Below are 23855 nucleotides of genomic sequence, written 5' to 3'. Positions count from 1 at the left end.
AAACCTCCTTTTATAGCTCTCTTAGCTTATCACCCTTAATATCATCTGCAGTCCAAGCGATTAAAGCAAAATTGCTGTTTGTGTGTTTTGCTATTTTATTTATCCACGGAATTTCATTGCTGGCTTTTGCTACTAACATACGATTCGTCGTTTTTGAATGGTAAAGAGAGGAATTCACAATCCACCATTTTGTAGCAATATTAGCACGTTTCAAATCTTCTTCCAGACGCAGTGCTTCATAAACTGGGGTAGCTTCCGGTAAAGCCACAATAATGACCTCTGTTTCAGTACTCCGCAAACGTGGCAGCAGCTTTCTTACGGAATCCGGGATATCACCTTGTGTCCTTTGAACCTCTTTGTGATAGCTCAAAGTAGAATCCAAGAGTAAAAGCGTATGTCCTGTAGGGGCGGTATCAATGACAACAATTTCATTTTCCGCACGTTCCACTACTTCTGCAAAAGCCCGGAACACGGCAATTTCCTGTGTGCAGGGGGAACGCAGATCTTCTTCAATATAGGCAATATCTTCTTCCGACATGGTTTCCTGTGCCTTTGATAAGATTTCATTCTGATATCGTGCCAGTTCCACATGTTCATCAATATGGCTCATGGTAATGCTGCTGTTTTCATCGAGAACAAATTTTAAGTGTGCTGCAGGATCGGTAGTGGTTAGATGTACCTTTTGGCCTTTTTCAGAAAGCCCTAAAGCGATAGCGGCGGCGAGTGTGGTTTTGCCAACGCCACCCTTGCCCATTGTGAAAATGACTTTTTTGCCACTATGATATAGGTCGTCAATAACATCCTGTAAATGGGGAATACTCTCTGCTTTGATGGTTTCACCACAGATAACATAATTATCCTTTGTCAGCAATGACCGGACATTCTCCATGCCCGTAATATTATACGCCCGCAAGGGAATCATGTAGGCTTTGATTGATTGTAACAATTTTGGCATATCTGCAAGTGCTTTTTGCTGTTTGTCATATAGACTTTTCGAAATGGTATCGTCATAATCAGCCAATACGCCATTGATTACCAAAGACTGATTGAGTACGCCAAGTTCAGCCAATTCGCGAGAAGCCCGCTCTATTTCTTTAAGGGGCGTTGTCTCTGGTCGGGTTACAAGGATTAAGGTTGTTTGTGCGCCGTCTGTCAGTGTTTCAACCGCAGTTTTATACATTTCCTTTTTGCTTTCAAGCCCTGATAATTGCCCTAAGCAGGATGCGCCATGTGTACTTTCACTGATAAAATTGCTCCACGCTGAAGGAAGCTGCAACATTCTAAGGGTATGCCCCGTCGGTGCAGTGTCAAAAAGAATATGGTCGTATTTTTGCTCTAAGCTTTTATTGGTAATAAAGTTAGAAAACTCATTAAAAGCAGCAATTTCCACCGTGCAGGAACCAGAAAGCTGTTCTTCCATATTAGCAAGGACTGATTCTGGTAACTTACCACGATAAGGTGCAATTACACTTTCTCTGTATTCCGCTGCTGCCTGCATAGGGTCAAGATTTGCTACATCGAGATTAGCTACTTCTGCAATGGGAGTAGCTTTCCCTGAAAGTGTGGTATGGAATACATCCTGCAAGTTGGAGGCGGGGTCTGTGCTGACAAGAAGAATCTTTTTTCCACTGTCTGCAAGACAAACAGCCGTTGCACACGCAACAGATGTTTTCCCTACGCCTCCTTTGCCTGTGTAAAACAAGTATTTTGTTAAGGTGATTTTGTTTGGGTCAAACACTTGCATTAAAGAACCTCCTTTTCAATTTAACAGCAATTCCCGTCAGAACAGCAACAACCGCCTTGCTTAGCGGCTTTTGTTTCCGTCAAATAGCTAGCTGGAACCTCCAGCAGAGAAACAAGCTCCTCGTTGGTCGGATAACGTCCTATAATCACGATACTTTCATCGATCAGAACAGCAGGAAGATCCTCAACCCCTTTTTCATTGATAAAGGTGTTGATAACTTTGTTATTAACAAAGGCCATAGGTGCACTGCTTAAATTAAAGCGGTCAACTGCGACCCCGTTTTTTTTCAGTGTATTTAACACCGTGGAAATGCGGAGCAGTTCAGGGTCTACACTCACACCGCAAAGACCTGTATCACAACACATTGCGGGTTCAAATATTTGCATTTTTTTCATGATAGTTATCTCCTTTATATGATTAAATTAAATTGCTTCTTCGTTCCATTAAAACCGTATTACGCCACTGTCCAAAACGATCTTTCCCGATTCGATCACGGAATCCAACTTGACGGAAACCACATTTTTCATGGAAACAAATACTTGCTTTATTGTCAGCCATGATTCCAGATTGCAGTGTCCAGAATCCATCTTTTTCAGATTGCCCGGACAGGTAGTTCAGCAGTTGACTTCCGGCACCTTTTCCTCTATAGGTATTATGGATATAAATGCTGACTTCTGCTACGCCACGATAGACACAACGGCTTGATACAGGTGATAAAGCAGCCCAACCAACAATCGTAGTATCATCTGTTATTACAAGGCGGCATTGATCCATATGGGACTGATCAAATTCTTCATAAGTGGGACATTCCGTTTGAAATGTTGCGAGGTTCGTATCCATTCCTTGTTGGTAAATTTCACTGATTTGATTCCAATCACTTTTTAGCATTTCTCTAATTTTATAATTCATTTTTAGGAAACCATCCCTTTGTATTATTTACAAATCTTACGAGTAAGAGCATAACGGGTACTTCTGTTAAAACTCCAACGGTACAGACTAGCACCACCGGGGAAGTGGGTCCGAAAAGTGCAATAGCAACAGCCACCGACAGCTCAAAAAAATCTGATGCTCCAATGAGTGCAGCAGGAGCCGCAACATTATGGGGTTGTTTGGTCACTTTACACATCCAATATGCAAAGGCGGAAGTAAGGATATTTTGCAGTATCAGGGGGACAGCAATCAAGAGGACATGCAGCGGATTTTTAAGTATGGCATCCCCTTGGAAAGAGAAGATGATAATCAATGTTAGGAGAAGTCCTAGGGTCGTAATACGATCAAACTTAGGTATAAATTTTTGAGTAAAATATTCCTCGCCTTTGTTCTTGACTATGAAATGCCGAGTGAGAAAACCACCCGCCAGCGGAACGACAACAAATAAAACAATAGAAACAATTAGCGTATCCCAAGGCACAAAAATATTTGTCACTCCCAATAAAAAGGATACAATGGGGACATATGCAACGAGGATAATAAGGTCATTAACTGCCACTTGCACTAACGTATGAGCAGGGTCACCTTTGGTAAGATTACTCCAAACAAACACCATTGCGGTACAGGGGGCAGCACCCAGCAAGACGGCTCCAGCGACATAACTTTGTGCGAGTTCGGCTGGTATGAAGGCTTTAAAAACAACGTAGAAAAAGAATGATGCAAGACCAAACATCAGAAACGGTTTAATCAGCCAGCTTGTTCCGCTGGATATGAGAAGCCCCAGTGGATTGTTCCGTACATTTTTGATGGACTGAAAATCCACTTTCATCATCATGGGGTATATCATCACCCAAATGAGTATGGCGATGGGAATGGATATTTGTGCATATTCAAAGCGACTTAATAATTTAGGAATCCCTGGAAGGAACTTACCAATTAAGATTCCCACCCCCATACAAATCAGTACCCAAATTGTTAGGTATTTTTCAAAGAATCCAATTTCAGTGTTTTTTTCCTTGCTCATATTCCTCACATCCTTTACAATGATTTGAATTTTCCTTACAAATACAGTTTTCTTTGTCGCTGGTGATAGAACAGAAAAACTGTTTTGTTTTACTGATAGTTTCTTCGTTTAAAGAATAATAGGTCCATTTACCTTCGTTCCTTCCTTTGACAAGACCACATTCACATAGGAGCTTCATGTGATGGGACAGCGTGGACTGGGACATTTCAAATTTCTCTAAAATCATACAAGCACAAAGCTCCCCGCAAGAAAGCATATCTACTATCATAGCTCTTTTGGTGTCACCCAGCACCTTAAACACTTTTGTATATTCCGAATATTTTTCCATATCTTCACCTCACATCTATATTCTTCGATATGAGTAGTATATGCATCAAATCGAAGAATGTCAATGTGAATTTATATTAAAAAATAAGACAACCGCAAAAACAGGGATGTCTTATAATAGAAAGTTTACTATAGATAATTTTCAAACATTGAACTTATGAAAAATCAGGCTAGATGCTTACGTTACCATTATGTCTCTGGCTGGAAATCAGTTCTATCTAAAAATAGTCACTAAATTCCATAAAAATATCGACCAAATCCTTAATAAAATCTAGAATGTTCCGAAATATCTATAGATAGGTTGTTTTATTTCTTTCAAATGTCGGAGATTTTTGATTATAGGTGCGTTTTATACCATATTGTTCTAAAGCCACTGTTTCACATACGATTTAATCTATGTGGTGGATCCTTTTCTCGCAGTTTAATGACTTTAAGACGCAGTTAAACCTCTGAACAGTACCTTGTACACTGGGGGATAGGAAAAGACATATAATATTAGTGGGCAGTGAATCACAGTATCTTAGTTGTTAATCTGTAAATGTAAGGCAATGGATGCTGAACAATTATGGAAAGGCATTGTTGCCGCTTGTAGATGGTAATCTTTAATTTATATACCGATTTAAGATGAAAAGTACCTGATAACGAACGGTTGGGTTCTTTTGCTACCGGATTGTATGACGATTGGTGCCCGTCAGAGATTTAGAGGGCAGTGGAGCATGGTATTATATGGCATGTTGCCCTATGTCCTGATTGGAACAAGAAATCATGTAAAATTCAGAAAATCTTAAGGGAACAAGAAAGGTGATTCTTAAGAATCTGTGATAAGATAGATGCCGATGATATTTTTGCTGGTCACAGATAATAAGCAAGTAAATAAGGATCAGCCGGGTTGATTTTTAGGTATCCAGCCTGACTGCAGTCATCATAGAGATAACCTGCAGTCAGGCTTTTTCTTAGTGATGGGGAAATCAAAACCAAATGGCTTGTCATTCCAAAGATAAATAAGAAACTAAAAAGAGTATGGAGGAGAATATGGAACAAAATAAAAGAAAACGATGGATTCGCCTCAGTTTGTCTGGAGTCTTTGCTGTGGCAGCGGCAATGATTTTGTTGACTCAGATATTAAAAAATAGGACAAAACCCATATTTGATAAGAATATCACAACTACCTTCTACGCAAAAACTAGTGTTGGTGAAGCTCTGGATTTAAAGGCAGATGGATATTTTTCTGAGAAACTCTATGATCATACGAAATTCAGTTTTGATTTAACCCAATGTGATTGGAACACACCAGGTCTATACCGTATCCCGGTATTATATAAAGAGGAAAAGACCAACTGTGTAGTCCAGATACAGGTTGGGGATGTAGGCAATGAAGATACCTACCATGATAAAGAGATTAACATGGATGCTGTAATCACGGAACAGGCTGGAATGGAGAGAGCAGATGGCTCATAATAACCTTACAACCCTGTGTTACATGGAGCAGGAGGGCAGTTATCTGATGCTGCATCGGATAAAGAAGAAAAACGATATGAATCAGGATAAATGGCTTGGGGTAGGAGGACATCTAGAGGATGGAGAAAGTCCCGAGGAATGCCTTTTAAGGGAAGTAAAAGAGGAAACTGGACTGACCCTTCTTTCTTATCGTCAGAGAGGAATCGTGACCTTTGTATCCGATGAGTATCCAGATGATTATATGTTTTTATATACTTCAGACAAATTTGAAGGTACTTTAGCAGAATGCAATGAAGGACATTTGGAATGGGTTCCCAAAGAAAAAACGGGACAACTTCCCTTATGGGAAGGAGATCTGATCTTCTTTGAGCTTTTGAAAGATGACATTCCATTTTTTTCGTTAAAGCTGGTTTATAAAGGAGAGTGTTTATCCGCTGCCATATTAAATGGTGAACCTTTAGAACTTCTGGAGGAAAGACGACCAGACGGGAGCTTGACTGGAAGGGTGATGGCCAGGTTTTTCATGCATCGGGAAGGAATTCTTCATGGTACCGCCCACGTTTGGATCATAAGGCCAAATGAAACGAACGGTTTTGATCTACTACTGCAAAAGCGCAGTGCCATAAAGGACTCCTATCCAGGCTGCTATGATGTTTCTTCGGCAGGTCACCTTATCGCAGGAAGCGACTATCTGGAATCCGCAGTCAGAGAATTAGAAGAGGAGCTTGGGATTAAGGATTTGCCTAAGGAACTTGCCTTTGTAGGTCTTCGAAGTGAATATGATAAAAGAGAGTTTTATGGAAAAACCTTCTTTAACCGAGAGGTCAGTCAGGTGTATGCCTATGAAAAAACAGTGGAGGAAGCAGACTTGGTTCTTGATCCTTTAGAAGTAGAATCAGTTCTATGGATGGATTATGAAACTTGTCTTTTACATATGAAGTCAGGTACCATAAGCCACTGTCTAAACGAGAAGGAAATCCTTATGTTGGCTGACTGGTGGAATACAAAAAAATGTCGTTGACCGCAATGGTTTGGTATGTTATATTGAAGAAAGAATAGAAAAGAATAGGATGTGTGTGTTTGTTAATTGTGTCTGAGCATGGAGCATAAAGCAATTTTATAAAGAAAACAGGAATCATGTAAGGAAAGCATGTCGGCTTATCCTTTGTTTTGTGTACCTGTTTTGCCCATGAAGATACAAAGCAGACAGATTAGGTTTATTACCTGTGAGATGTCGTTTGTGATCTCCCAGGTTTTTTGTTGTCTCAAAGGCTAATTGCATTTATACTCCATGGATTTTAGAATCTTATCAATCATTTAAAATCAAGGAGAAAGACATGAACCATACATTTCAAACATTGGAATTTAATCGGATATTAGAAAAACTAGAAAGCTTTTCCCATACAGAAGCAGCACAAGATCAGATCAGGAATTTGATGCCTAGCAACGTAGAAAGTCAAGTGAAAAAAGACCTTCAAAACACCACGGAAGCCAGGATTATACTGGACCGAATGGGGCTTCCGCCGGCAGTAGGGATGAAAGATCTATCTAACATAATCACAACCACAAAGCAGGGCGGTTGTCTTTTGGCAGAAGAGCTGGAGGAGACCGGTGTCATGCTAACCGGCGTAAAGAGGTTGAAAGACTTTTTAAACCGCTGCAAGTACCTGGAATTAAGTCTACCTTACTATGAACTTGAGCTGGATCCTATGATGGATTTGTCAGATATGATCCGTGAAAGCATTCGAAATGGAAGAGTGGAAGACCACGCGAGTAAACTGCTAAAAAGCGTCCGTCAGGAGATCGGCAGGCTGGAAGAGCGATTGAGGACGAAAGCAGAAGCGATCTTGCGGAAGAATAAAAACTGGTTCTCAGACTCTTACGTAACCATAAGAAATGAAAGAATATGTCTGCCCGTAAAAAAAGATTATAAATCCTCTGTACCTGGAAGTGTAATCGGTCAGTCATCAACTGGTTCCACCTTATTTATCGAGCCATCGGCCATCGCAGTCATGAATGAAGAGCTGGAACGATTGCGGATTGAGGAAGAAAATGAGGTTAGGAGAATTCTATATACCCTGACCGCGATTGTAGAAGAGAATCTACCGGTATTGGAGAAGAACAAGCGATATCTGGATAAACTGGATTTTCTATTTGCCAAAGGCCGTTTGAGTCAGGAGATGGAAGGCGTAGAACCGTTTATGAATACGGAACAGTTCATCCGTATCGTTGATGGACGTCATCCCCTTATGGAACCAAAATCCGTGGTGCCCCTTACCATTGAACTTGGTAAGAAAGAACGGGGAATCGTTATCACTGGGCCAAACACAGGTGGGAAAACCGTATCCATTAAAACCGTTGGATTGTTTTCTCTCATGGCTCAATGTGGGCTTCATGTGCCATGTGTGGAAGCAGAGCTATGCATGAATCGGCAAGTGTTGTGTGATATTGGAGACGGCCAGAATATTACGGAAAATCTCTCTACATTTTCTGCACACATTACCAATGTCATGAAGATTTTAAAGGAAGTTGGAAAAGAAAGCCTTGTTCTCCTTGACGAGCTGGGATCTGGAACGGATCCTTTGGAGGGTATGGGAATCGCAATTGCAATATTAGATGAGCTTAGGCTCAAAGGCTGCCTGTTCTTGGCAACCACCCATTATCCAGAGGTAAAGACTTATGCTAAGGAAAGAGAAGGAATCACCAATGCACGTATGGCCTTTGACAAGGAAACCCTAAAGCCGCTATACCGGATGGAGATTGGAGAAGCAGGAGAAAGCTGTGCCCTGGATATAGCAATGCGGCTTGGGATGTCGGAACAAATGGTAGAAAGAGCCAAAAGATATGCTTACGGAGAATGGGAAAGTCCTGACCAACTAAAATTTGAACGTGATATAAAAGAAGGGCTAAAGCAGCCTCGCAAAGATAAGAAGCTAGGTAAGAGTCAAAGTGCTGAACATAAAAATGAAATACAAACAAAATATACCGTTGGGGACAGTATCTGTGTATACCCGGATAAGAAAAAGGGGATTGTATGCAAACCAGTCAACGATCAAGGTGTGTTACAGGTACAGTTACCCGATAAAAAGATATGGATCAACCATAAACGGATTCAGTTGTTGGTTCCTGCCGCCCAATTATATCCGGAGGGGTATGATTTCTCCATCATTTTTGATACGGTGGAAAATCGTAAAGCCAGACACAAAATGGATAAGGGTTATCAGGAAGGCCTGGAAATAAAGACAGAGTAACCCCAGGCCTTACTGAAAAATATTGCATTATAATGGCTCATATTCATCTTCGGTTATGTCTGCTTCTTCTGAGTCACCGCATTCGGCAGATTGAATCAGGCTTTCGCCATTTAGCTCAGCCAGGATATGCCGGAATATGGCTACATGACACTGTTCATCGGCGATAATCCGGTTTAAAATGGCCTGAATCTGACAGTCGTCAATCCATTGAACCTGAGCCTGATATTTTTGTATGGACTCAAGCTCCCCATTAAGGGCATTGGTCACCAGTTCTCCGATTCTGGTTGGATAACGGTTGTAGGATGGTGACCAGTAGTTCATGCGACCGTTTTGGTTGCTCCATAGTCTTGGGTCAACTCCCAGTTGTACGCACAGCTCGCCAAAGGCATTTAGATGGCGCATCTCGACCACACTAATTTTGTGAAAGCATTCTGCAATGTCAACAAAGTGATTCTTAGTGATGATACTGTTGTAAACATAAAGGCTAATTGCAGACATTTCAGAATTAGAAGCTCCTATGTTTGAGAGTATGGCGTTGGCGTACCGCTCATTTTTTGAGGCCACCTCTAAGGGAGGCCATGGAGAAGGATCAGCAAATACAAGCGATGATAATTTCATACGATACCTCGTTTTATTTATTCAATTAAATATATCCTTAAGATGGTAGAGTATGCTAAAAAAAGATGAAAAGGGGACAAAATAAAATGGGTGATAGATTGCAATTGATTCAATCTGTGGAGTGTTTTTCTCCATACAATGAGCAGGAGGAGCGGGATAAGGAGCTGATCCTTGATTATTTACGGCAGGGAGACGCCTGTTTTTACAGAGAAAATAAGCAAGCCCATATCTCTTCTTCTGGTTGGGTGGTAAATCCGTCCCATAAAAAGGTACTTCTGGCTTATCACAATATTTATGAATCATGGGCCTGGACTGGAGGCCACGCGGATGGGGAAATGGATCTGCTTTCTGTAGCAGTTAAGGAAGCCATGGAGGAGACTGGAGTTAGTAAGGTGGAACCGGTAACAAAAGATATTTTCTCCTTGGAGATTCTTACCGTAGACGGGCATGAAAAAAAAGGAGTTTATGTTTCATCTCATCTCCATTTAAACATAACTTATATATTGGAAGCAGATGATGGGTTACCCATTCGAAACAAAGCGGACGAAAACAGCGCAGTAGGCTGGTTTGACCTAGAAGAATGCCTAAAGGAAGTCAATGAGCCATGGATGAAGGAACGAATTTATCAAAAGCTTCTTTATAAAATGCGATATCTTGCTTATTAACAGAAAACTTATAAATATTTTAGGATTGGTTGTTTTATTTTTCCTGATTATGCATTATAATAGAACCATCTAATAAATGCAGTTTTGCCAAATGAAAAGTGAGGTGGTAGATATGAAGATAATTTATGCTATCGTAAGCTCCGATGATGGAAACCGGGTGACCGATGCACTGAATGAACACCAGTACAGCGTGACAAAACTTGCCACTACAGGCGGCTTCTTAAAAAAGGGCAATACGACTTTGATGATAGGTACGGAAGACGAACAGGTTGAAGTAATTATAGATTTGATTAAAGATACCTGTGGGAAACGCCAGAAAATAACATATAATGTACCGGCGCCAAACTTAGCCTCTGTCTCATCTGGCTTTATGATGATGCCAACGACAGTTGAACTCGGCGGTGCTACTATATTTGTAACAGATGTGGAAAGATTTGAAAAAATTTAATTGTTTAAGGGATTGCAGAGCAATCCCTTTTCGTAACAGGAGGTATTAATATGTCAGATACAAAACGAGTATTTTTAATCGTACTGGACAGCTTTGGAATCGGAGAAGCACCAGATGCAGCTAAATTCCATGACGAAGGCAGCAATACACTTGGAAGCATAGCAAAGGCAGATGAGTTTTACACACCTAATCTGAAAAAACTGGGAATGTTTAACATAGATGGAGTGACCGCAGGAGAAAAAGAAGAAAACCCAATAGGTTCTTACGGACGCCTTACAGAGACATCTCAGGGAAAAGATACTACCATAGGACATTGGGAAATCGCCGGAATTATATCCGAAGAGCCTCTTCCCACATACCCCAACGGCTTCCCAGAGGAAATTCTCACTGAATTTAAAAAGCAGACAGGCCGCGGAATTCTTTGTAATATGCCATATTCCGGTACGGATGTCATAAGAGATTTTGGTGAGGAACATGTAAAGACAGGGGATTTGATCGTTTATACATCAGCAGACAGCGTATTCCAGATCGCAGCACATGAAGAAGTAGTCCCTCTTGAGGAGCTTTACAACTACTGCAAAATAGCAAGAGAATTGTTGACTGGAAAACACGCCTTAGGCCGGGTGATTGCCAGACCGTTTGATGGGACCCATCCTAATTTTAAGAGAACCCCTCATCGCCATGACTTTTCTCTTCTTCCACCGAAGACGACCATGCTTGACTGCTTGCAGGAGGCTGGTTATGATACCATCGGTATTGGTAAGATATACGATATATTCGCGGGAAAAGGAATTGATAAGACCACTTCCATCGTCAATAATAACGACGGTATGGTTAAGACTTTGGAAGCTCAAAAAGATGATTTTAAAGGCATCTGCTTTGTGAATCTGGTAGACTTTGATATGGTATACGGTCATCGTAACGATGTGAAGGGATATGCCCAGGCGGCAACTGATTTTGATGTGCAGCTGGGAGAATTTATAAAAGGTATGAGATCGGATGATGTTCTTATGATCACCGCGGATCATGGCTGTGATCCAGGCACTCCAAGTACGGACCATTCCAGAGAGTACACACCAATGCTCATGTATGGAGAAGGAATTAAGGAAGGTGTTTCCATCGGTACGAGAGACATGTTTGCAGATATTGCAGCGACCGTTCTTGATTTGTTTGGCGTAAAGGGTGATATCGCAGGAAAGAGCTTTTTAGATCAAGTAGCAAAATAACAGGAGGTGCCTATGATACTGAGTGAATCTACAAAAAACATGCTGGTAGCAGAGGCCTATGAGGCACAGAAGATGGCATATGTGCCATATTCAGATTTTTGTGTGGGAGCGGCCCTGTTGGCGAAAAACGGAACCGTTTACCGGGGATGCAATATTGAAAATGCTTCTTTTTCTCCAACAAACTGTGCTGAAAGAACCGCATTTTTCAAAGCAGTTTCAGAGGGAATCAAAGAATTTGATGCCATTGCAATTGTAGGGAATAAATGTGGAAAAGAAGGAGACTTTTGTGCTCCTTGCGGAGTCTGCAGACAAGTAATGGCAGAGTTTTGTGATCCGGATGATTTTCAGATTATTCTGGGAGCCGGAGATAAGACATCCGTTTATACCTTAAGGGAGATACTCCCTATGGGATTTACAAATGACAGTTTAAAATCCAGTTAAGAATGAGGGGACGGAAAACCATGAGGATGTATGATGTAATTGCTAAAAAGCGAAACGGAGAAACACTCAATGAGGAAGAGATCCGTTTTATGATAGATGGCTATGTAAAGGGAGAGATTCCCGATTATCAGATGTCAGCGATGCTGATGGCTATTTATTTAAATGGAATGAGCGATAAAGAGACGGCTGTTTTAACAAACCAGGTAGCTCATTCCGGGGATATGGTAGATTTGTCCCCGATTCAGGGAATTAAGGTGGATAAGCATTCTACCGGCGGAGTAGGGGATAAGACTACTTTGGTGGTGGCACCCATTGTGGCTGCTTGCGGCGTCAAGGTTGCCAAGATGTCTGGGCGGGGACTTGGACACACCGGAGGAACTGTTGATAAGATGGAGTCCATTCCTGGAATGCGTACTACGTTGACAGAAGAAGAATTTTTCCAGGTGGTAAATGCCACAGGTCTTTCCGTAATCGGACAGTCTGGCAATCTGGCACCAGCAGATAAAAAGCTTTATGCCCTCCGGGATGTCACTGCAACGGTTGAAAGTATCCCACTGATTGCTGCATCAATTATGAGCAAAAAGCTTGCCGCAGGCAGTGATTGCATTCTTTTGGATGTGAAAACAGGAAGCGGAGCATTTATGAAAACCCTGGAAGACTCTATCACTTTGGCTGAAAAGATGGTGGCTATTGGGGAGCATGCAGGAAAGAAAACCATGGCATTGATCACCAATATGGACATCCCTCTTGGAAGTCTCATTGGTAATAGTTTAGAGGTTATTGAGGCAGCTGAAACCTTAAAAGGGAAAGGCCCTGAGGATCTAACCGAGGTGTGCTTGCAACTTGCGTCCGGTATGCTTTATCTGGCAGGAAAAGGAAGCCTTGACGTATGCAGAGGGTTAGCAGAAAAAACCATTGCAGATGGAAGCGCACTAGAGCGTCTAGTGGCTATGGTTGAGGCCCAGGGAGGGGATTCCTCTGTTATCAAGAATACTTCCCTTTTTGAAAAGGCACCCTTTAAGCGTGAAGTCATAGCACCAAAAAGCGGTTACATTACCCATATGGATACAGAACGGTGTGGCATTGCTTCTTCCATGCTTGGAGCAGGAAGAGTGACGAAGGAAAGTGAAATCGACTATACTGCTGGAATTGCACTCCTAAAAAAGGTAGGCCAGAGTGTGGTTGAGGGAGAAGTTATGGCAGTGCTTTATACTTCTAGGGAAGAATTGTTTACTGCTTCTTTAGAAGAATTCTTAAGTGCCGTTACCATCGGTGATGATAAGCCTGTGGCAGAGCCTCTTATTTATGCAAGAATCACAAAATCAGGCGTAGAACGTCTGGTATAAAAGAAAGGGAATAAAACAAATGACTGATTTAGAAATGTTAAGCTACGTAGACCATACGGTATTAAAAGCGGTGGCATCCTGGGAAGAAATTAAGGAACTTTGTAAGGAGGCAGTAGAATATAAAACTGCTTCTGTATGCATTCCACCTTGTTGTATTAAAAGAGTTCATGAAGAATTCCCAACTCTTAATATCTGTACTGTAGTAGGATTTCCCCTTGGCTATAGCGTCACAGAGTCAAAAGTTCTGGAGACCAAGAAGGCGATTTTAGACGGAGCATCAGAAGTAGATATGGTAATTAATCTTGCTGACGTAAAAAATGGTGAGTATGGTAAGGTAGAAGAAGAAATCAGAGAATTAAAGAAAGAAACTGGAGATAAAATCTTAAAGGTTATTATTGAGACTTGCTATTTAACCGAAGAAGAGAAGATTGCTATGTGTCAGGCAGTGACTGCCGCAAAAGCTGATTACATTAAGACCTCCACTGGATTTGGTACCGCTGGTGCGACTCTTCAAGATATAGAGCTGTTTAAAGCGCATATTGGGCCGGACGTAAAGATCAAGGCAGCAGGTGGTGTTCGCACACTGGAAGATTTAAGAGCTTACATCGAAGCTGGATGCAGCAGAGTAGGTGCAAGTGCGGCAGTGAAGCTGGCATCCCAAAAAGACTGATAAAAAAATCCCTTTAAAATCTGACATTTTGGTAATGTTTGGATGTTTGTGGTGTTTTTTATGGCAATTATCCTGAAATTGAACGAATAATACAAGGGTTGTATCTGGTAATAATTCACGAAAATAACCAAAATTTTAAAAAGCACTGACAAAACCGTGCAAAAAGTGTTACAATTATAGGAGAGTAATTGTAACATTGGCAGTATTGTGTTGTTGTTCAGTCAGGAGGAATGCATTATGTTTCAGGTAAACGATCTGGTTATGTATGGTACCCATGGTATTTGTAAGGTAAACGCCATAGGATGTCTTGCTATTTCTGCAGCCCAGGAAGATCGGCTTTATTACACACTTAAGCCGCTTTACGAAGAGCAGCACAGCGCGGTTTATACACCGGTAGACAATCAAAAGGCAGCCATAAGACCTGCTGTTACCAAGGAAGAGGCATTGGAACTCATTGACCAGATTCCAGAAATCGAGACAATTTGGGTGATTGATGACAGACAGAGGGAAGGCAAATATAAAGAAATCATGCAGCGTAACGAAGGTACCGGCTGGTTGCAGATCATTAAGACGCTTTATTTAAAAAAGCAGAAGCGATTGGCAGAAGGTAAAAAGAGTACCGCAAAAGATGATTTTTATTATAATATGGCTCAAGATCTCCTATACGGAGAACTGGCTGCAGCCCTTTTGTTGGATAGAACTAAAGTGAAGGGTCTCGTGGAAAAACAAGTAAGTCATGAGGAAAGCTGACAAGGCTGTGTAACATAAAGCTGCGGTAGCAATTTTTATTTAACTATATGAATCAAAAAATGCGTTTTGACCGGTTATAAAAACTGGTCAAAACGCATTTTTTCTACATTTGTTTTCGGCTTTTTGTCAATGGCCAAGGTGAGATAATCTCTATCTTAATGATAGATTTTATTCTCTTCGTATAATGGCTCGCAGGTTAGGTGAACCCCAAGTTTTTTGAAGATTTTCATATCCACATCGGAAAGGATTACGGAAGTATGAGCCTCACATCCTTTTAACTTTGGAAGCTGTTCCAGAGCGATCTGGGCATTAGGATCTGTGGCTGCGCATGTAGATAGGGCAATTAAAACCTCATCGGTATGCAGCCTTGGGTTCTTGCTTCCTAAATAGTAAGTCTTTAATTTCTGAATTGGTTCAATGGCAGATGGAGCGATTAGGTGAACGTCATGAGGAATTTCCCCTAAGGCCTTTACTGCGTTTAGAAGAAGAGCAGCAGAGGAACCCAAAAGGTTTGTGGTTTTTCCAGTGATAATGGTACCATCTTCTAACTGAAGAGCAGCACAGGGAGAGCCCTTTTGCTCAACTAGTTCGTTGGCGGCTTTAATGACTGGTCGCTTCTCTGTTGTAATTTTCGCTTGCTTTAAAATGAGCTCAATCTTATAGATTTCATCCTTAGAACCGGTATCTTTTGCAAGCCTTAAGAGTGCCTGATAATACCTTCGTAAAATCTCTTGCATGGAAGCTTCCCTGCAAACTTCATCATCTATGATACAAAAGCCAGCCATATTCACACCCATATCCGTAGGTGATTTATAAGGACATTCTCCATAAATCTCTTCAAAGATAGCACTTAATACTGGGAAAACTTCCACGTCTCGGTTGTAATTAACGGTAGTCGTGCCGTAAGCTTCCAGATGAAAAGGATCGATCATATTCACATCGTTTAAATCCGCGGTTGCTGCTTCATAGGCAAGATTTACCGGATGCTTTAATGGAAGATTCCATACTGGGAAGGTCTCGAATTTTGCATATCCGGCCTTGACGCCTCTTTTGTTTTCATGATAGAGCTGGGATAAGCAGGTGGCCATCTTGCCACTGCCTGGTCCAGGAGCTGTGATGATAACAAGAGGTTTCTTCGTTTCTATGTAATCATTTCTTCCATAGCCCTCATCGCTGACAATGAAAGGTATATTACTAGGGTAACCGTCAATGATATAATGACGGTAGACACAGATTCCTAAAGTCTCTAGCTTAGTCTTAAATACATCGGCAGATTTCTGACCGGAATACTGAGTAATGACAACACTTCCCACATAAAGCCCTTTGTCTGTAAAGGACTGAATCAAGCGGAACACATCCACGTCATATGTGATGCCCAGGTCATGGCGAATTTTATTCTTTTCGATATCGGCTGCATTGATGGCAATAATAATTTCTGCTTGTTCAGAAAGCTGCATCAGCATGCGGAGTTTGCTGTCAGGCTCAAATCCCGGCAGTACTCTGGAGGCGTGGTAATCATCAAAAAGTTTGCCTCCGAATTCCAGATAAAGCTTGTCCCCAAATTGACCAATTCGTTCCTTGATATGCTCTGACTGCATGTTTAAATACTTGTTGTTATCAAATCCAAATTTCATTTGTTCCTCCATAGCGTTACTTGTATTGAGCATTCATAAACTCTTAGCCTTTAATATCAATAAATTGTATCATAAAAAGGAGGTAAAAGCCATGGGATTTTTCCTTGTTCCTTTATTTGGCTGAAACACTTTACATTCGTGACTAAACATGTTAAAACGGTGTAGTAAGAAGGAGGTAAGAAATGTTAAGAACAGGAAGAAACGACGTATGCTGGTGTGGCAGCGGTAATAAATATAAGAACTGCCATCTGGCTTTTGACCAAAGATTAGAAAATTATGCGATTATGGGAGAAGAGGTCCCAGAGCATTCCATGATAAAAACTCCCTCCCAGATTCAGGGAATTCGCCATGCCGGTGTTATTAATAATCAGATTCTTGACATCGTCAGTGAGAATATAAAAGCAGGAATGAGTACAGAGGATATCAACACTTTGGTTCATGAAAACACCATACGGCTTGGAGGGATCCCAGCACCATTGAATTTTGAAGGATATCCCAAAAGCGTATGTACATCCATCAATGAAGTGGTGTGCCACGGAATTCCAGACCCGAAACGAATCATAAAGGATGGAGATATCATCAATGTAGATGTAACTACCATTGTAGATGGATTTTATGCAGATGCTTCTAGAATGTACTGCATTGGTAAGGTTTCTCCGGAAGCAGAAAAACTAGTGCGTGTGACAAAAGAAAGCGTAGACCTTGCCCTTAAAGAATGCAAAGCATGGGGGCATCTAGGAGATATCGGTGCGGTTATTTCAGAATATATCTACGCAAACGGATATACGGTTGTTAGAGAAATCGGAGGACACGGTGTAGGCATTGCGTTCCATGAAGAGCCTTGGGTTAGCCATATCGGTACTAGAGGAACCGATATGCTTCTTGTGCCAGGTATGATTTTTACTGTTGAGCCTATGGTCAATGCAGGCAAAGCAGATGTGGTTCAGGATAGCAAAGATGGCTGGACAATTTACACCACAGATAACAGCCTGTCAGCTCAATGGGAATATACCATCTTAATTACGGAAGATGGACCGGAGGTACTAGCAAGATAATGGAAAAAAAGCGATGTTTCTGGGTAGATGAAAAATCACCAGTATACGTGAAGTACCATGACGAAGAATGGGGAGTTCCAGTATATGATGATAAGAAGCTATATGAGATGTTACTTTTAGAAACCTTTCAGGCCGGTTTGTCCTGGATTACTGTACTGAGAAAGCGAGAATCATTCCGGGAAGCTTTTGATGAGTTTTCAGTGGAAAAAGTGGCTTCTTACGGGGAAGAAAAGATGGAGGAACTGATGCAGAATCAGGGACTCATTAGAAACCGTAAAAAAATGGAAGCAGCCGTTAAAAATGCTGGAGTATTTATGGCGATTCAAAAGGAATTCGGCTCTTTTTCTGACTATTTATGGAGCTTTACCAATGGGGAGATCATCGTGAATCAAGATGATGATTTTCCCGTTAAGACTCCGCTTTCCGATCGCCTTTCCAAGGATTTAAAAAAGAGAGGCATGGGATTTGTAGGTTCTGTAACCATCTATTCCTATCTTCAGGCAGTTGGAGTGGTAAATGATCACGAACTCTCCTGTTTTTGCCGATAAAATATTATATGGAAGGAGTGATTGTGTTTGGGTGTTGTTGAATTAAAGGACCCATCTGTTTTGCATACACTTTTTGCTGGGTGGGAAGAAACTATAATATGGTCCTGCCTGGGAGGTGTCATGGGAAGAGCTTATGCAGATGACAGTATAGCCCCAAGTTCTGGTCAGGTTGTACTTGGAGATTTCAGCCTTTTTTCTGGAGTACCAAATGAAGAGCTGATTCGTAATAAACCAAAGGGAAGAGAATCCGACTTCATAATTATGGTTCCAAGGGATGAGGCGTGGGCAGATAAAATCGAAGAAGTGTGGCAGACCAAAGCGAAAAAAGTGATAAGGTATGCCATAAAGAAAACCGACAAGGGGTTTCAAAAAGAAAAGTTGGAGAAAATCGCAAATGGGCTTACTGAGCCTTTCACTCTTCATATGATTGATGAGGAAATATATCATAAGATTATGGCTGAGTCATGGTCTAGAGATATGTGCTCCCAGTTTGAAGACTACGAAGATTATAACGCACGAGGACTGGGGGTAGCCGCACTTGTACATGGTCAGGTGGTATCGGGAGCATCTTCATATTCGGTATATCCTGGTGGCATTGAAATTGAAATCGATACAAAATCGGACTACAGACGGCGTGGAGCAGCTCTTGCCTGTGGAGCCAGATTGATTTTAGAATGTTTAAAAAGAGGGATTTACCCAAGCTGGGATGCCCAAAATCCAGGTTCTGTTGCCTTGGCTAAAAAACTTGGCTATGAGCCTGATCATGAGTATATTGCATACGAAATAAGCGGATATTAAAAAGACTGCATCCGGTATATATAACTTTTTAACTGGTAAATTTTACAAAATGTGGTAAAATGTTAAATAATTATTACAATACGACACCTTAAACCATAAAGAAAGTGAACAGAGTATTATGAAAAGATGGCTTTTGGCAGTAATTGTGTGCTCGTTAGTAGCATCCGGATGCAGCAGATACAAAAAGGTTACGGAACTAGAAGATTCAGATTCAACCCAAAAAGAGACGGAAGAAAGTGCCGTTAAGGTCTCAGCCCAGCCAGGGAAGAAACCTGTAAAGGTGAAGGGAATCTATATCTCCGGTTATATGGCAGGCTCAGAAGGCATGGAAAAGATCCTGGACAAGATAAAAGGAACAGAGATTAATACGGTTGTCATCGATGTAAAGAATGACGATGGTCGTATTACCTTTGCCATGGCTGGATCGCCTATGGTGCAGGAGATCGGTGCCGAAGAACGGTGCATCAAAGATATGAATGCTTTTATGAAAGAATTAAAATCCAGGGGACTTTATACCATTGCCAGGGTCGTGGCTTTCCGCGATCCTTATTTGGCAGAAAAAAAGCCGGAATGGAGCCTTAAGAATAAAGATGGAAGCCTGCACCGGGACAATAAGGGGCTTGCATGGGTAAATCCTTATCGCCAGGAGGTATGGGATTATCTTGTTGAGGTAGGAATTGAGGCATCAGAGATTGGATTTGATGAAGTTCAGTTTGACTATATTCGTTTTGCTACAGACAGTTCCATGAATAAAGTGTTTTTTGATGAGAAGGATACAAAAGGCCGTTCAAAGACAGACGTCATTACAGAATTTATCCAGTATGCGTACGATAAGCTTTCACCCCATGATATCTTCGTTTCAGCCGATGTGTTTGGTACCATAATAGGAAGCAAAGTAGATGCAGAGAGAGTGGGACAGGTATATGAAGATATGGCTGAGCACCTGGACTATATTTGTCCTATGATTTATCCTTCCCACTACAGTGATGGAAATTTTGATATTGAGCATCCGGACATGGAGCCATATAAAACCATATTGGCTGCTCTGGACCGATCCAAACAAGAACTTTTAGAGAACAAAAAAGAAGGAAACAAACAGGCAGTCGTGCGCCCATGGCTTCAGGACTTTACGGCCTCCTATTTGGATCACTACATTCCATACGGCCCCAAAGAAGTAAGAGATCAGATTCGGGCAGTTTACGATGCGGGATACGATGAGTGGATCCTTTGGAGTGCGTCCAACCGTTATACCTGGGAAGGTCTCCTTACCATGGAAGAAGGAAAAAAGGAACAAGAAGAGATAGAGCGTTTAAGGCCGTCTACCCAAGCAGCCCCACAGGAAACGAAGGAAAGTAGCAAAAGCAGTGAAGCGTATCATAGTCTGGAAGGACAGGTGCAGGAAGAAGAAACCACGCCTGAAAGTTCTGTAAAAAAAGATAAAAAGACCAAGAAAAAGCCAAATGTTGTGATTGTAACCACAGGAGGTTCCAGGAATTAGATAAGTGAGGGAAGCCATGGAAAGAGACTTAAGGCCAGGAGACTTTTATAAACATTTTAAAGATAAATTATACCAGATTTTAGCAGTAGCAATCCATTCGGAAACAAGAGAAGATATGGTGGTATATCAGGCACTCTATGGTACCTATAAAGTGTATGTCCGTCCATATGATATGTTTGTCAGCGAAGTAGACCATGAGAAATATCCGGATGTAGTGCAGAAATATCGGTTTGAAAAGGTGAGCATAGAAGCACCAATTTCCCAAGAAATGTTGCCTCAGTTGGAAGAAAAATCTGAAATTTTAAAAGAGGAAACCAGAGAAGCAAATAAAAATCTTCTTGCTTTTCTTGACGCAAGGACGTATCATGAGAAATTAGAGGTTCTTTACGATAGAAAGGATGAATTTTCTAAGGAAGAACTTCTTGCTATTTGCGAGATTCTGGAGATTGGAAGAGTGGATTCTGAGCCAGAAGAGAAATATTTCGCAATAAAGCGGCATCTGGAACTGCAGAATAAATACGATGGAGCAAGATTGAGGTGATTCGTTCCCATGGACCACATCGAATTTAATATAGAAGAAGAATTAAAAAAACTGCCATCTCAGCCTGGCGTGTATATTATGCATGACAGACGAGACGAAATTATCTATGTTGGAAAAGCAATCAGCTTAAAAAACAGGGTCAGGCAGTATTTTCAAAGCAGCAGAAACAAGACGGTAAAAATCGAACAGATGGTGTCGAGGATCGCCCGGTTTGAATACATTATAACAGACACGGAATTGGAAGCTCTTGTATTAGAATGTAATTTGATTAAGGAGCACCGTCCCCGTTATAATACCATGCTCAAAGATGATAAGACTTATCCTTATATCAAAGTGACGGTAAATGAGGACTTTCCAAGAATCTTTTTTTCAAGAGAGATGAAAAAGGACAAATGCAAATACTTTGGTCCTTATACAAGTGCGGGAGCAGTGAAGGATACCATAGAGCTGATACATAAGGTCTATCAGATTCGAACTTGCAACCGGAACCTTCCAAGAGACATTGGCAAAGAACGTCCTTGCTTAAATTACCATATTAAGCAGTGCCAGGCTCCGTGTCAGGGGTATATTAACAAGGAAGAATACGGCAATTCTATTAGTCAGGCGCTTGAATTCTTGGGCGGAAAATACAATCCGGTGATCACCATGCTAGAAGAGAAGATGCTGGCTGCATCGGATGAGATGGATTTTGAAAAAGCCATTGAGTACCGGGATTTATTAAATAGCGTAAAGCAGATTGCTCAAAAGCAGAAGATCACAGACAGCGGTATGGAAGACAGAGATATCATTGCCATGGCAAAAGATGAAAAAGATGCGGTTGTCCAGGTGTTTTTTGTTCGGGAAGGCAGACTGATTGGCAGAGAACATTTTCATGTTAACATTGGAGCGGAAGAAGACAACAGGCAAATTTTAACCAGTTTTGTGAAGCAGTTTTATGCAGGAACTCCTTTTGTTCCCAAAGAATTGTGGATACAGACAGGTCTTGAGGATGAGACGGTGATCGGAGAATGGCTGTCCTCCAAACGAGGCCAGAAGGTGAAGATCGTGGTGCCTCAAAAAGGCCAGAAAGAGCGTCTGGTGGAATTGGCGGAGAAGAATGCTGCTCTTGTGTTGTCTCAGGATAAGGAAAAGATCAAACGAGAAGAACTGCGCACCATTGGAGCTATGAACGAGGTGGGCGGTTGGCTTAAGCTTACTCAAGTTAGGCGCATTGAAGCATTTGATATTTCAAACATAAGTGGTTTTGAGTCAGTAGGCTCTATGATTGTCTACGAAAACGGAAAACCAAAACGCAACGATTATCGAAAGTTTAAGATCAAATGGGTGAAGGGTGCCAACGACTATGCTTCCATGCATGAGGTGTTGACAAGAAGATTTTCCCATGGTTTAAAAGAAGCAGAAGAGTTAAAGGAAAAGGGTGTGGAGGAAGAGCTTGGAAGCTTTACTCGGTTCCCTGATTTGATTATGATGGATGGTGGTAGGGGGCAGGTTAATATTGCTCTTGATGTTATCCGGGACTTGGGCCTTGCAATTCCGGTCTGCGGTATGGTAAAAGATGATAACCACCGTACCAGAGGTCTTTACTTTAACAATATAGAAATCCCAATCGATAAGCATTCGGAAGGATTTAAGTTAATTACTAGAATTCAAGACGAAGCCCATCGGTTTGCAATTGAATATCACAGAAGCTTAAGGAGCAAGGGACAGGTGAAGTCCATCCTTGATGATATTGAAGGAATTGGACCTAACAGGAGAAAAGCGCTTATGCGTGAATTCAAAGGACTAGAATCTTTAAAGGAAGCGTCGGTTGATGATATTGCAAAGGTCCCAGGCATGAATGCCAGGGCTGCAAAGAGCGTTTTTGATTTCTTTCATTGACCATTATAGCTTTTCAAAATACAAAATCTGTGTTAGTATGAAAAAAACAGATGGAAAAAGGAGTGTTTCGCCATGCATGGAGTAGCGATTACGGATTTGATCGAAAAGATGAGTCTTAGAAATTTGACACCGGAAATTGATGCGGAAAAAATAGTGTTAAGCCATCCAGATGTCAATCGTCCGGCACTGCAACTTACCGGATTTTTTGATCATTTTGATAATGAAAGAGTGCAGATTATCGGCTATGTAGAGCAGGAATATATTAATCAGATGGGCAAAGAAATTAAGCTTGAGATGTATGATAAGCTTTTAGCCTGTCAGATCCCGTGTCTGGTGTACAGCCGAAGCCAGGTGCCTGATGAGGATGTCTTAGCTCTTTGCAACCATTACGGCGTTCCTTGCCTTGTTTCGGATAAAACAACGTCTGATCTGATGGCAGAGATTATCCGCTGGTTAAAAGTGAAGTTGGCTCCTTGTATCAGCATTCACGGAGTTTTGGTGGATGTATATGGAGAAGGCGTGCTTATTATGGGAGAGAGCGGAATCGGTAAAAGTGAAGCTGCTCTGGAACTAATTAAAAGAGGACATCGTCTTGTAACTGATGATGTTGTAGAGATCCGTAAAGTGAGCGATGCTACACTGATCGGAAGCGCTCCAGAGATTACCAAGCATTTTATTGAATTAAGGGGAATCGGAATTGTTGATGTTAAAACCCTGTTTGGTGTAGAGAGTGTAAAAGATACCCAGGCCATTGACATGGTTATTAAGTTAGAGGACTGGGATAGAGATAAAGAGTATGACAGACTGGGGATTGAAGACCAGTATACGGAATTTTTAGGAAACCGGGTGGTTTGTCATTCCATTCCAGTACGTCCAGGACGTAACCTGGCCATTATCGTTGAATCAGCGGCTGTTAATTACAGACAAAAGAAAATGGGGTACAACGCGGCACAGGAATTATATAATCGCGTCCAGGCAAACCTGTCAAGAAAACAGGATGATTGA

The 23855-nt window shown here is 41.4% G+C and carries 24 protein-coding genes; 17 read left to right on the top strand and 7 right to left on the bottom strand.

Annotated elements, in window-relative coordinates; translation table 11 throughout:
• Positions 1 to 10 precede the first annotated feature (10 nt).
• From arsA to BET01_RS16300, 5 genes are read right to left on the bottom strand one after another with little or no spacing between them, the layout of a single operon-like run.
• On the bottom strand, positions 11 to 1744 hold the full coding sequence (arsA, locus tag BET01_RS16320) for an arsenical pump-driving ATPase (RefSeq protein ID WP_120197899.1): 1734 nt from the start codon (positions 1742 to 1744) through the stop codon (positions 11 to 13).
• Positions 1745 to 1764: 20 nt separating this feature from the next.
• Entirely contained in the window at positions 1765 to 2139 is a 375-nt protein-coding gene (arsD, locus tag BET01_RS16315; protein WP_120197897.1) for an arsenite efflux transporter metallochaperone ArsD, read from the bottom strand.
• Between the two features lie 22 nt (positions 2140 to 2161).
• Positions 2162 to 2653, bottom strand: a complete 492-nt coding sequence (locus tag BET01_RS16310) for a GNAT family N-acetyltransferase (protein WP_120197895.1) — start codon at positions 2651 to 2653, stop codon at positions 2162 to 2164.
• Positions 2643 to 3698: an ACR3 family arsenite efflux transporter gene (gene arsB / locus BET01_RS16305; protein WP_120197893.1), complete on the bottom strand. Its 1056-nt coding sequence runs from the start codon at positions 3696 to 3698 to the stop codon at positions 2643 to 2645. The genes BET01_RS16310 and arsB overlap by 11 nt, the downstream gene beginning before the upstream one ends.
• A complete protein-coding gene (locus BET01_RS16300) occupies positions 3676 to 4026 on the bottom strand; it encodes an ArsR/SmtB family transcription factor (protein WP_120197891.1) in 351 nt (116 codons plus the stop codon). Before BET01_RS16300 ends, arsB begins: the two co-directional genes overlap by 23 nt.
• A gap of 1031 nt (positions 4027 to 5057) precedes the next feature.
• On the opposite strand from BET01_RS16300, the gene BET01_RS16295 reads away from it, so the two are divergent.
• From BET01_RS16295 to BET01_RS16285, 3 genes are all read left to right on the top strand, one after another.
• Positions 5058 to 5483, top strand: coding sequence for a hypothetical protein (locus BET01_RS16295; RefSeq protein ID WP_120197889.1), 426 nt, complete (start codon positions 5058 to 5060; stop codon positions 5481 to 5483).
• Positions 5473 to 6504 (top strand): NUDIX domain-containing protein, encoded by a 1032-nt coding sequence (locus BET01_RS16290; protein ID WP_120197887.1) that lies wholly within the window; start codon positions 5473 to 5475, stop codon positions 6502 to 6504. The genes BET01_RS16295 and BET01_RS16290 overlap by 11 nt, the downstream gene beginning before the upstream one ends.
• Before the next feature lie 316 nt (positions 6505 to 6820).
• A complete protein-coding gene (locus tag BET01_RS16285; RefSeq protein WP_120197885.1) occupies positions 6821 to 8734 on the top strand; it encodes an endonuclease MutS2 in 1914 nt (637 codons plus the stop codon).
• 27 nt (positions 8735 to 8761) lie between these two features.
• Here the strand turns inward: BET01_RS16285 and BET01_RS16280 are convergent, their stop codons facing one another.
• Positions 8762 to 9352, bottom strand: a complete 591-nt coding sequence (locus BET01_RS16280; protein ID WP_120197883.1) for a ferritin-like domain-containing protein — start codon at positions 9350 to 9352, stop codon at positions 8762 to 8764.
• Between the two features lie 86 nt (positions 9353 to 9438).
• On the opposite strand from BET01_RS16280, the gene BET01_RS16275 reads away from it, so the two are divergent.
• The 7 genes from BET01_RS16275 to BET01_RS16245 all read left to right on the top strand — a co-directional run bounded on the left by BET01_RS16275 (position 9439) and on the right by BET01_RS16245 (position 14898).
• On the top strand, positions 9439 to 10017 hold the full coding sequence (locus BET01_RS16275) for an NUDIX hydrolase (protein WP_120197881.1): 579 nt from the start codon (positions 9439 to 9441) through the stop codon (positions 10015 to 10017).
• 112 nt (positions 10018 to 10129) lie between these two features.
• On the top strand, positions 10130 to 10465 hold the full coding sequence (locus BET01_RS16270; protein WP_120197879.1) for a cyclic-di-AMP receptor: 336 nt from the start codon (positions 10130 to 10132) through the stop codon (positions 10463 to 10465).
• A gap of 50 nt (positions 10466 to 10515) precedes the next feature.
• Positions 10516 to 11691, top strand: a complete 1176-nt coding sequence (locus tag BET01_RS16265; RefSeq protein ID WP_120197878.1) for a phosphopentomutase — start codon at positions 10516 to 10518, stop codon at positions 11689 to 11691.
• A gap of 12 nt (positions 11692 to 11703) precedes the next feature.
• Positions 11704 to 12132 carry a cytidine deaminase gene (locus BET01_RS16260; RefSeq protein WP_120197877.1) on the top strand — a complete coding sequence of 143 codons (429 nt, stop codon included), beginning with the start codon at positions 11704 to 11706 and terminating at the stop codon, positions 12130 to 12132.
• Positions 12133 to 12152: 20 nt separating this feature from the next.
• A complete protein-coding gene (locus tag BET01_RS16255) occupies positions 12153 to 13478 on the top strand; it encodes a pyrimidine-nucleoside phosphorylase (RefSeq protein ID WP_120197875.1) in 1326 nt (441 codons plus the stop codon).
• 19 nt (positions 13479 to 13497) lie between these two features.
• A complete protein-coding gene (gene deoC, locus BET01_RS16250; protein WP_120197873.1) occupies positions 13498 to 14148 on the top strand; it encodes a deoxyribose-phosphate aldolase in 651 nt (216 codons plus the stop codon).
• 237 nt (positions 14149 to 14385) lie between these two features.
• Positions 14386 to 14898, top strand: coding sequence for a CarD family transcriptional regulator (locus BET01_RS16245; RefSeq protein WP_120197872.1), 513 nt, complete (start codon positions 14386 to 14388; stop codon positions 14896 to 14898).
• 155 nt (positions 14899 to 15053) lie between these two features.
• On the opposite strand, the gene BET01_RS16240 is transcribed toward BET01_RS16245, so the two are convergent.
• Complete coding sequence (locus tag BET01_RS16240) at positions 15054 to 16532, bottom strand: DUF1846 domain-containing protein (RefSeq protein WP_120197870.1); 1479 nt, start codon at positions 16530 to 16532, stop codon at positions 15054 to 15056.
• A 182-nt stretch (positions 16533 to 16714) separates the two neighbouring features.
• On the opposite strand from BET01_RS16240, the gene BET01_RS16235 reads away from it, so the two are divergent.
• The 7 genes from BET01_RS16235 to hprK all read left to right on the top strand — a co-directional run bounded on the left by BET01_RS16235 (position 16715) and on the right by hprK (position 23855).
• On the top strand, positions 16715 to 17587 hold the full coding sequence (locus BET01_RS16235) for a methionyl aminopeptidase (protein ID WP_120197869.1): 873 nt from the start codon (positions 16715 to 16717) through the stop codon (positions 17585 to 17587).
• Positions 17587 to 18135 (top strand): DNA-3-methyladenine glycosylase I, encoded by a 549-nt coding sequence (locus BET01_RS16230; RefSeq protein WP_120197868.1) that lies wholly within the window; start codon positions 17587 to 17589, stop codon positions 18133 to 18135. The genes BET01_RS16235 and BET01_RS16230 overlap by 1 nt, the downstream gene beginning before the upstream one ends.
• Positions 18136 to 18156: 21 nt before the next feature.
• Positions 18157 to 18933, top strand: a complete 777-nt coding sequence (locus BET01_RS16225; protein WP_330513043.1) for a GNAT family N-acetyltransferase — start codon at positions 18157 to 18159, stop codon at positions 18931 to 18933.
• A gap of 118 nt (positions 18934 to 19051) precedes the next feature.
• Positions 19052 to 20431 (top strand): putative glycoside hydrolase, encoded by a 1380-nt coding sequence (locus tag BET01_RS16220; RefSeq protein ID WP_120197864.1) that lies wholly within the window; start codon positions 19052 to 19054, stop codon positions 20429 to 20431.
• A 16-nt stretch (positions 20432 to 20447) separates the two neighbouring features.
• Positions 20448 to 20972 carry a DUF1653 domain-containing protein gene (locus BET01_RS16215; RefSeq protein WP_120198073.1) on the top strand — a complete coding sequence of 175 codons (525 nt, stop codon included), beginning with the start codon at positions 20448 to 20450 and terminating at the stop codon, positions 20970 to 20972.
• 9 nt (positions 20973 to 20981) lie between these two features.
• Positions 20982 to 22850, top strand: coding sequence for an excinuclease ABC subunit UvrC (gene uvrC / locus BET01_RS16210; protein ID WP_120197863.1), 1869 nt, complete (start codon positions 20982 to 20984; stop codon positions 22848 to 22850).
• A gap of 72 nt (positions 22851 to 22922) precedes the next feature.
• A complete protein-coding gene (hprK, locus tag BET01_RS16205; protein ID WP_120197861.1) occupies positions 22923 to 23855 on the top strand; it encodes an HPr(Ser) kinase/phosphatase in 933 nt (310 codons plus the stop codon).

This window comes from Lacrimispora algidixylanolytica (genome assembly GCF_003609635.1).
In the GTDB taxonomy this organism is placed as follows: Bacteria; Bacillota; Clostridia; order Lachnospirales; family Lachnospiraceae; genus Lacrimispora; species Lacrimispora algidixylanolytica.
The sequence above is the reverse complement of the archived record's forward strand: the minus strand, read 5'-3'. Positions and strand labels throughout refer to the sequence as shown.

What these genes read in the sequence shown, in the direction of transcription:
- arsB (WP_120197893.1), bottom strand. Translation starts at nt 3,698, where the DNA reads ATGAGCAAGGAAAAAAACACTGAAATTGGATTCTTTGAAAAATACCTA.
- arsD (WP_120197897.1), bottom strand. Translation starts at nt 2,139, where the DNA reads ATGAAAAAAATGCAAATATTTGAACCCGCAATGTGTTGTGATACAGGT.
- BET01_RS16215 (WP_120198073.1), top strand. Translation starts at nt 20,448, where the DNA reads ATGGAAAGAGACTTAAGGCCAGGAGACTTTTATAAACATTTTAAAGAT.
- BET01_RS16235 (WP_120197869.1), top strand. Translation starts at nt 16,715, where the DNA reads ATGTTAAGAACAGGAAGAAACGACGTATGCTGGTGTGGCAGCGGTAAT.
- hprK (WP_120197861.1), top strand. Translation starts at nt 22,923, where the DNA reads ATGCATGGAGTAGCGATTACGGATTTGATCGAAAAGATGAGTCTTAGA.
- BET01_RS16265 (WP_120197878.1), top strand. Translation starts at nt 10,516, where the DNA reads ATGTCAGATACAAAACGAGTATTTTTAATCGTACTGGACAGCTTTGGA.
- BET01_RS16255 (WP_120197875.1), top strand. Translation starts at nt 12,153, where the DNA reads ATGAGGATGTATGATGTAATTGCTAAAAAGCGAAACGGAGAAACACTC.
- uvrC (WP_120197863.1), top strand. Translation starts at nt 20,982, where the DNA reads ATGGACCACATCGAATTTAATATAGAAGAAGAATTAAAAAAACTGCCA.
- BET01_RS16275 (WP_120197881.1), top strand. Translation starts at nt 9,439, where the DNA reads ATGGGTGATAGATTGCAATTGATTCAATCTGTGGAGTGTTTTTCTCCA.
- BET01_RS16290 (WP_120197887.1), top strand. Translation starts at nt 5,473, where the DNA reads ATGGCTCATAATAACCTTACAACCCTGTGTTACATGGAGCAGGAGGGC.
- BET01_RS16230 (WP_120197868.1), top strand. Translation starts at nt 17,587, where the DNA reads ATGGAAAAAAAGCGATGTTTCTGGGTAGATGAAAAATCACCAGTATAC.
- arsA (WP_120197899.1), bottom strand. Translation starts at nt 1,744, where the DNA reads ATGCAAGTGTTTGACCCAAACAAAATCACCTTAACAAAATACTTGTTT.
- BET01_RS16285 (WP_120197885.1), top strand. Translation starts at nt 6,821, where the DNA reads ATGAACCATACATTTCAAACATTGGAATTTAATCGGATATTAGAAAAA.
- BET01_RS16300 (WP_120197891.1), bottom strand. Translation starts at nt 4,026, where the DNA reads ATGGAAAAATATTCGGAATATACAAAAGTGTTTAAGGTGCTGGGTGAC.
- BET01_RS16280 (WP_120197883.1), bottom strand. Translation starts at nt 9,352, where the DNA reads ATGAAATTATCATCGCTTGTATTTGCTGATCCTTCTCCATGGCCTCCC.
- BET01_RS16245 (WP_120197872.1), top strand. Translation starts at nt 14,386, where the DNA reads ATGTTTCAGGTAAACGATCTGGTTATGTATGGTACCCATGGTATTTGT.
- BET01_RS16295 (WP_120197889.1), top strand. Translation starts at nt 5,058, where the DNA reads ATGGAACAAAATAAAAGAAAACGATGGATTCGCCTCAGTTTGTCTGGA.
- deoC (WP_120197873.1), top strand. Translation starts at nt 13,498, where the DNA reads ATGACTGATTTAGAAATGTTAAGCTACGTAGACCATACGGTATTAAAA.
- BET01_RS16220 (WP_120197864.1), top strand. Translation starts at nt 19,052, where the DNA reads ATGAAAAGATGGCTTTTGGCAGTAATTGTGTGCTCGTTAGTAGCATCC.
- BET01_RS16240 (WP_120197870.1), bottom strand. Translation starts at nt 16,532, where the DNA reads ATGAAATTTGGATTTGATAACAACAAGTATTTAAACATGCAGTCAGAG.
- BET01_RS16270 (WP_120197879.1), top strand. Translation starts at nt 10,130, where the DNA reads ATGAAGATAATTTATGCTATCGTAAGCTCCGATGATGGAAACCGGGTG.
- BET01_RS16260 (WP_120197877.1), top strand. Translation starts at nt 11,704, where the DNA reads ATGATACTGAGTGAATCTACAAAAAACATGCTGGTAGCAGAGGCCTAT.
- BET01_RS16310 (WP_120197895.1), bottom strand. Translation starts at nt 2,653, where the DNA reads ATGAATTATAAAATTAGAGAAATGCTAAAAAGTGATTGGAATCAAATC.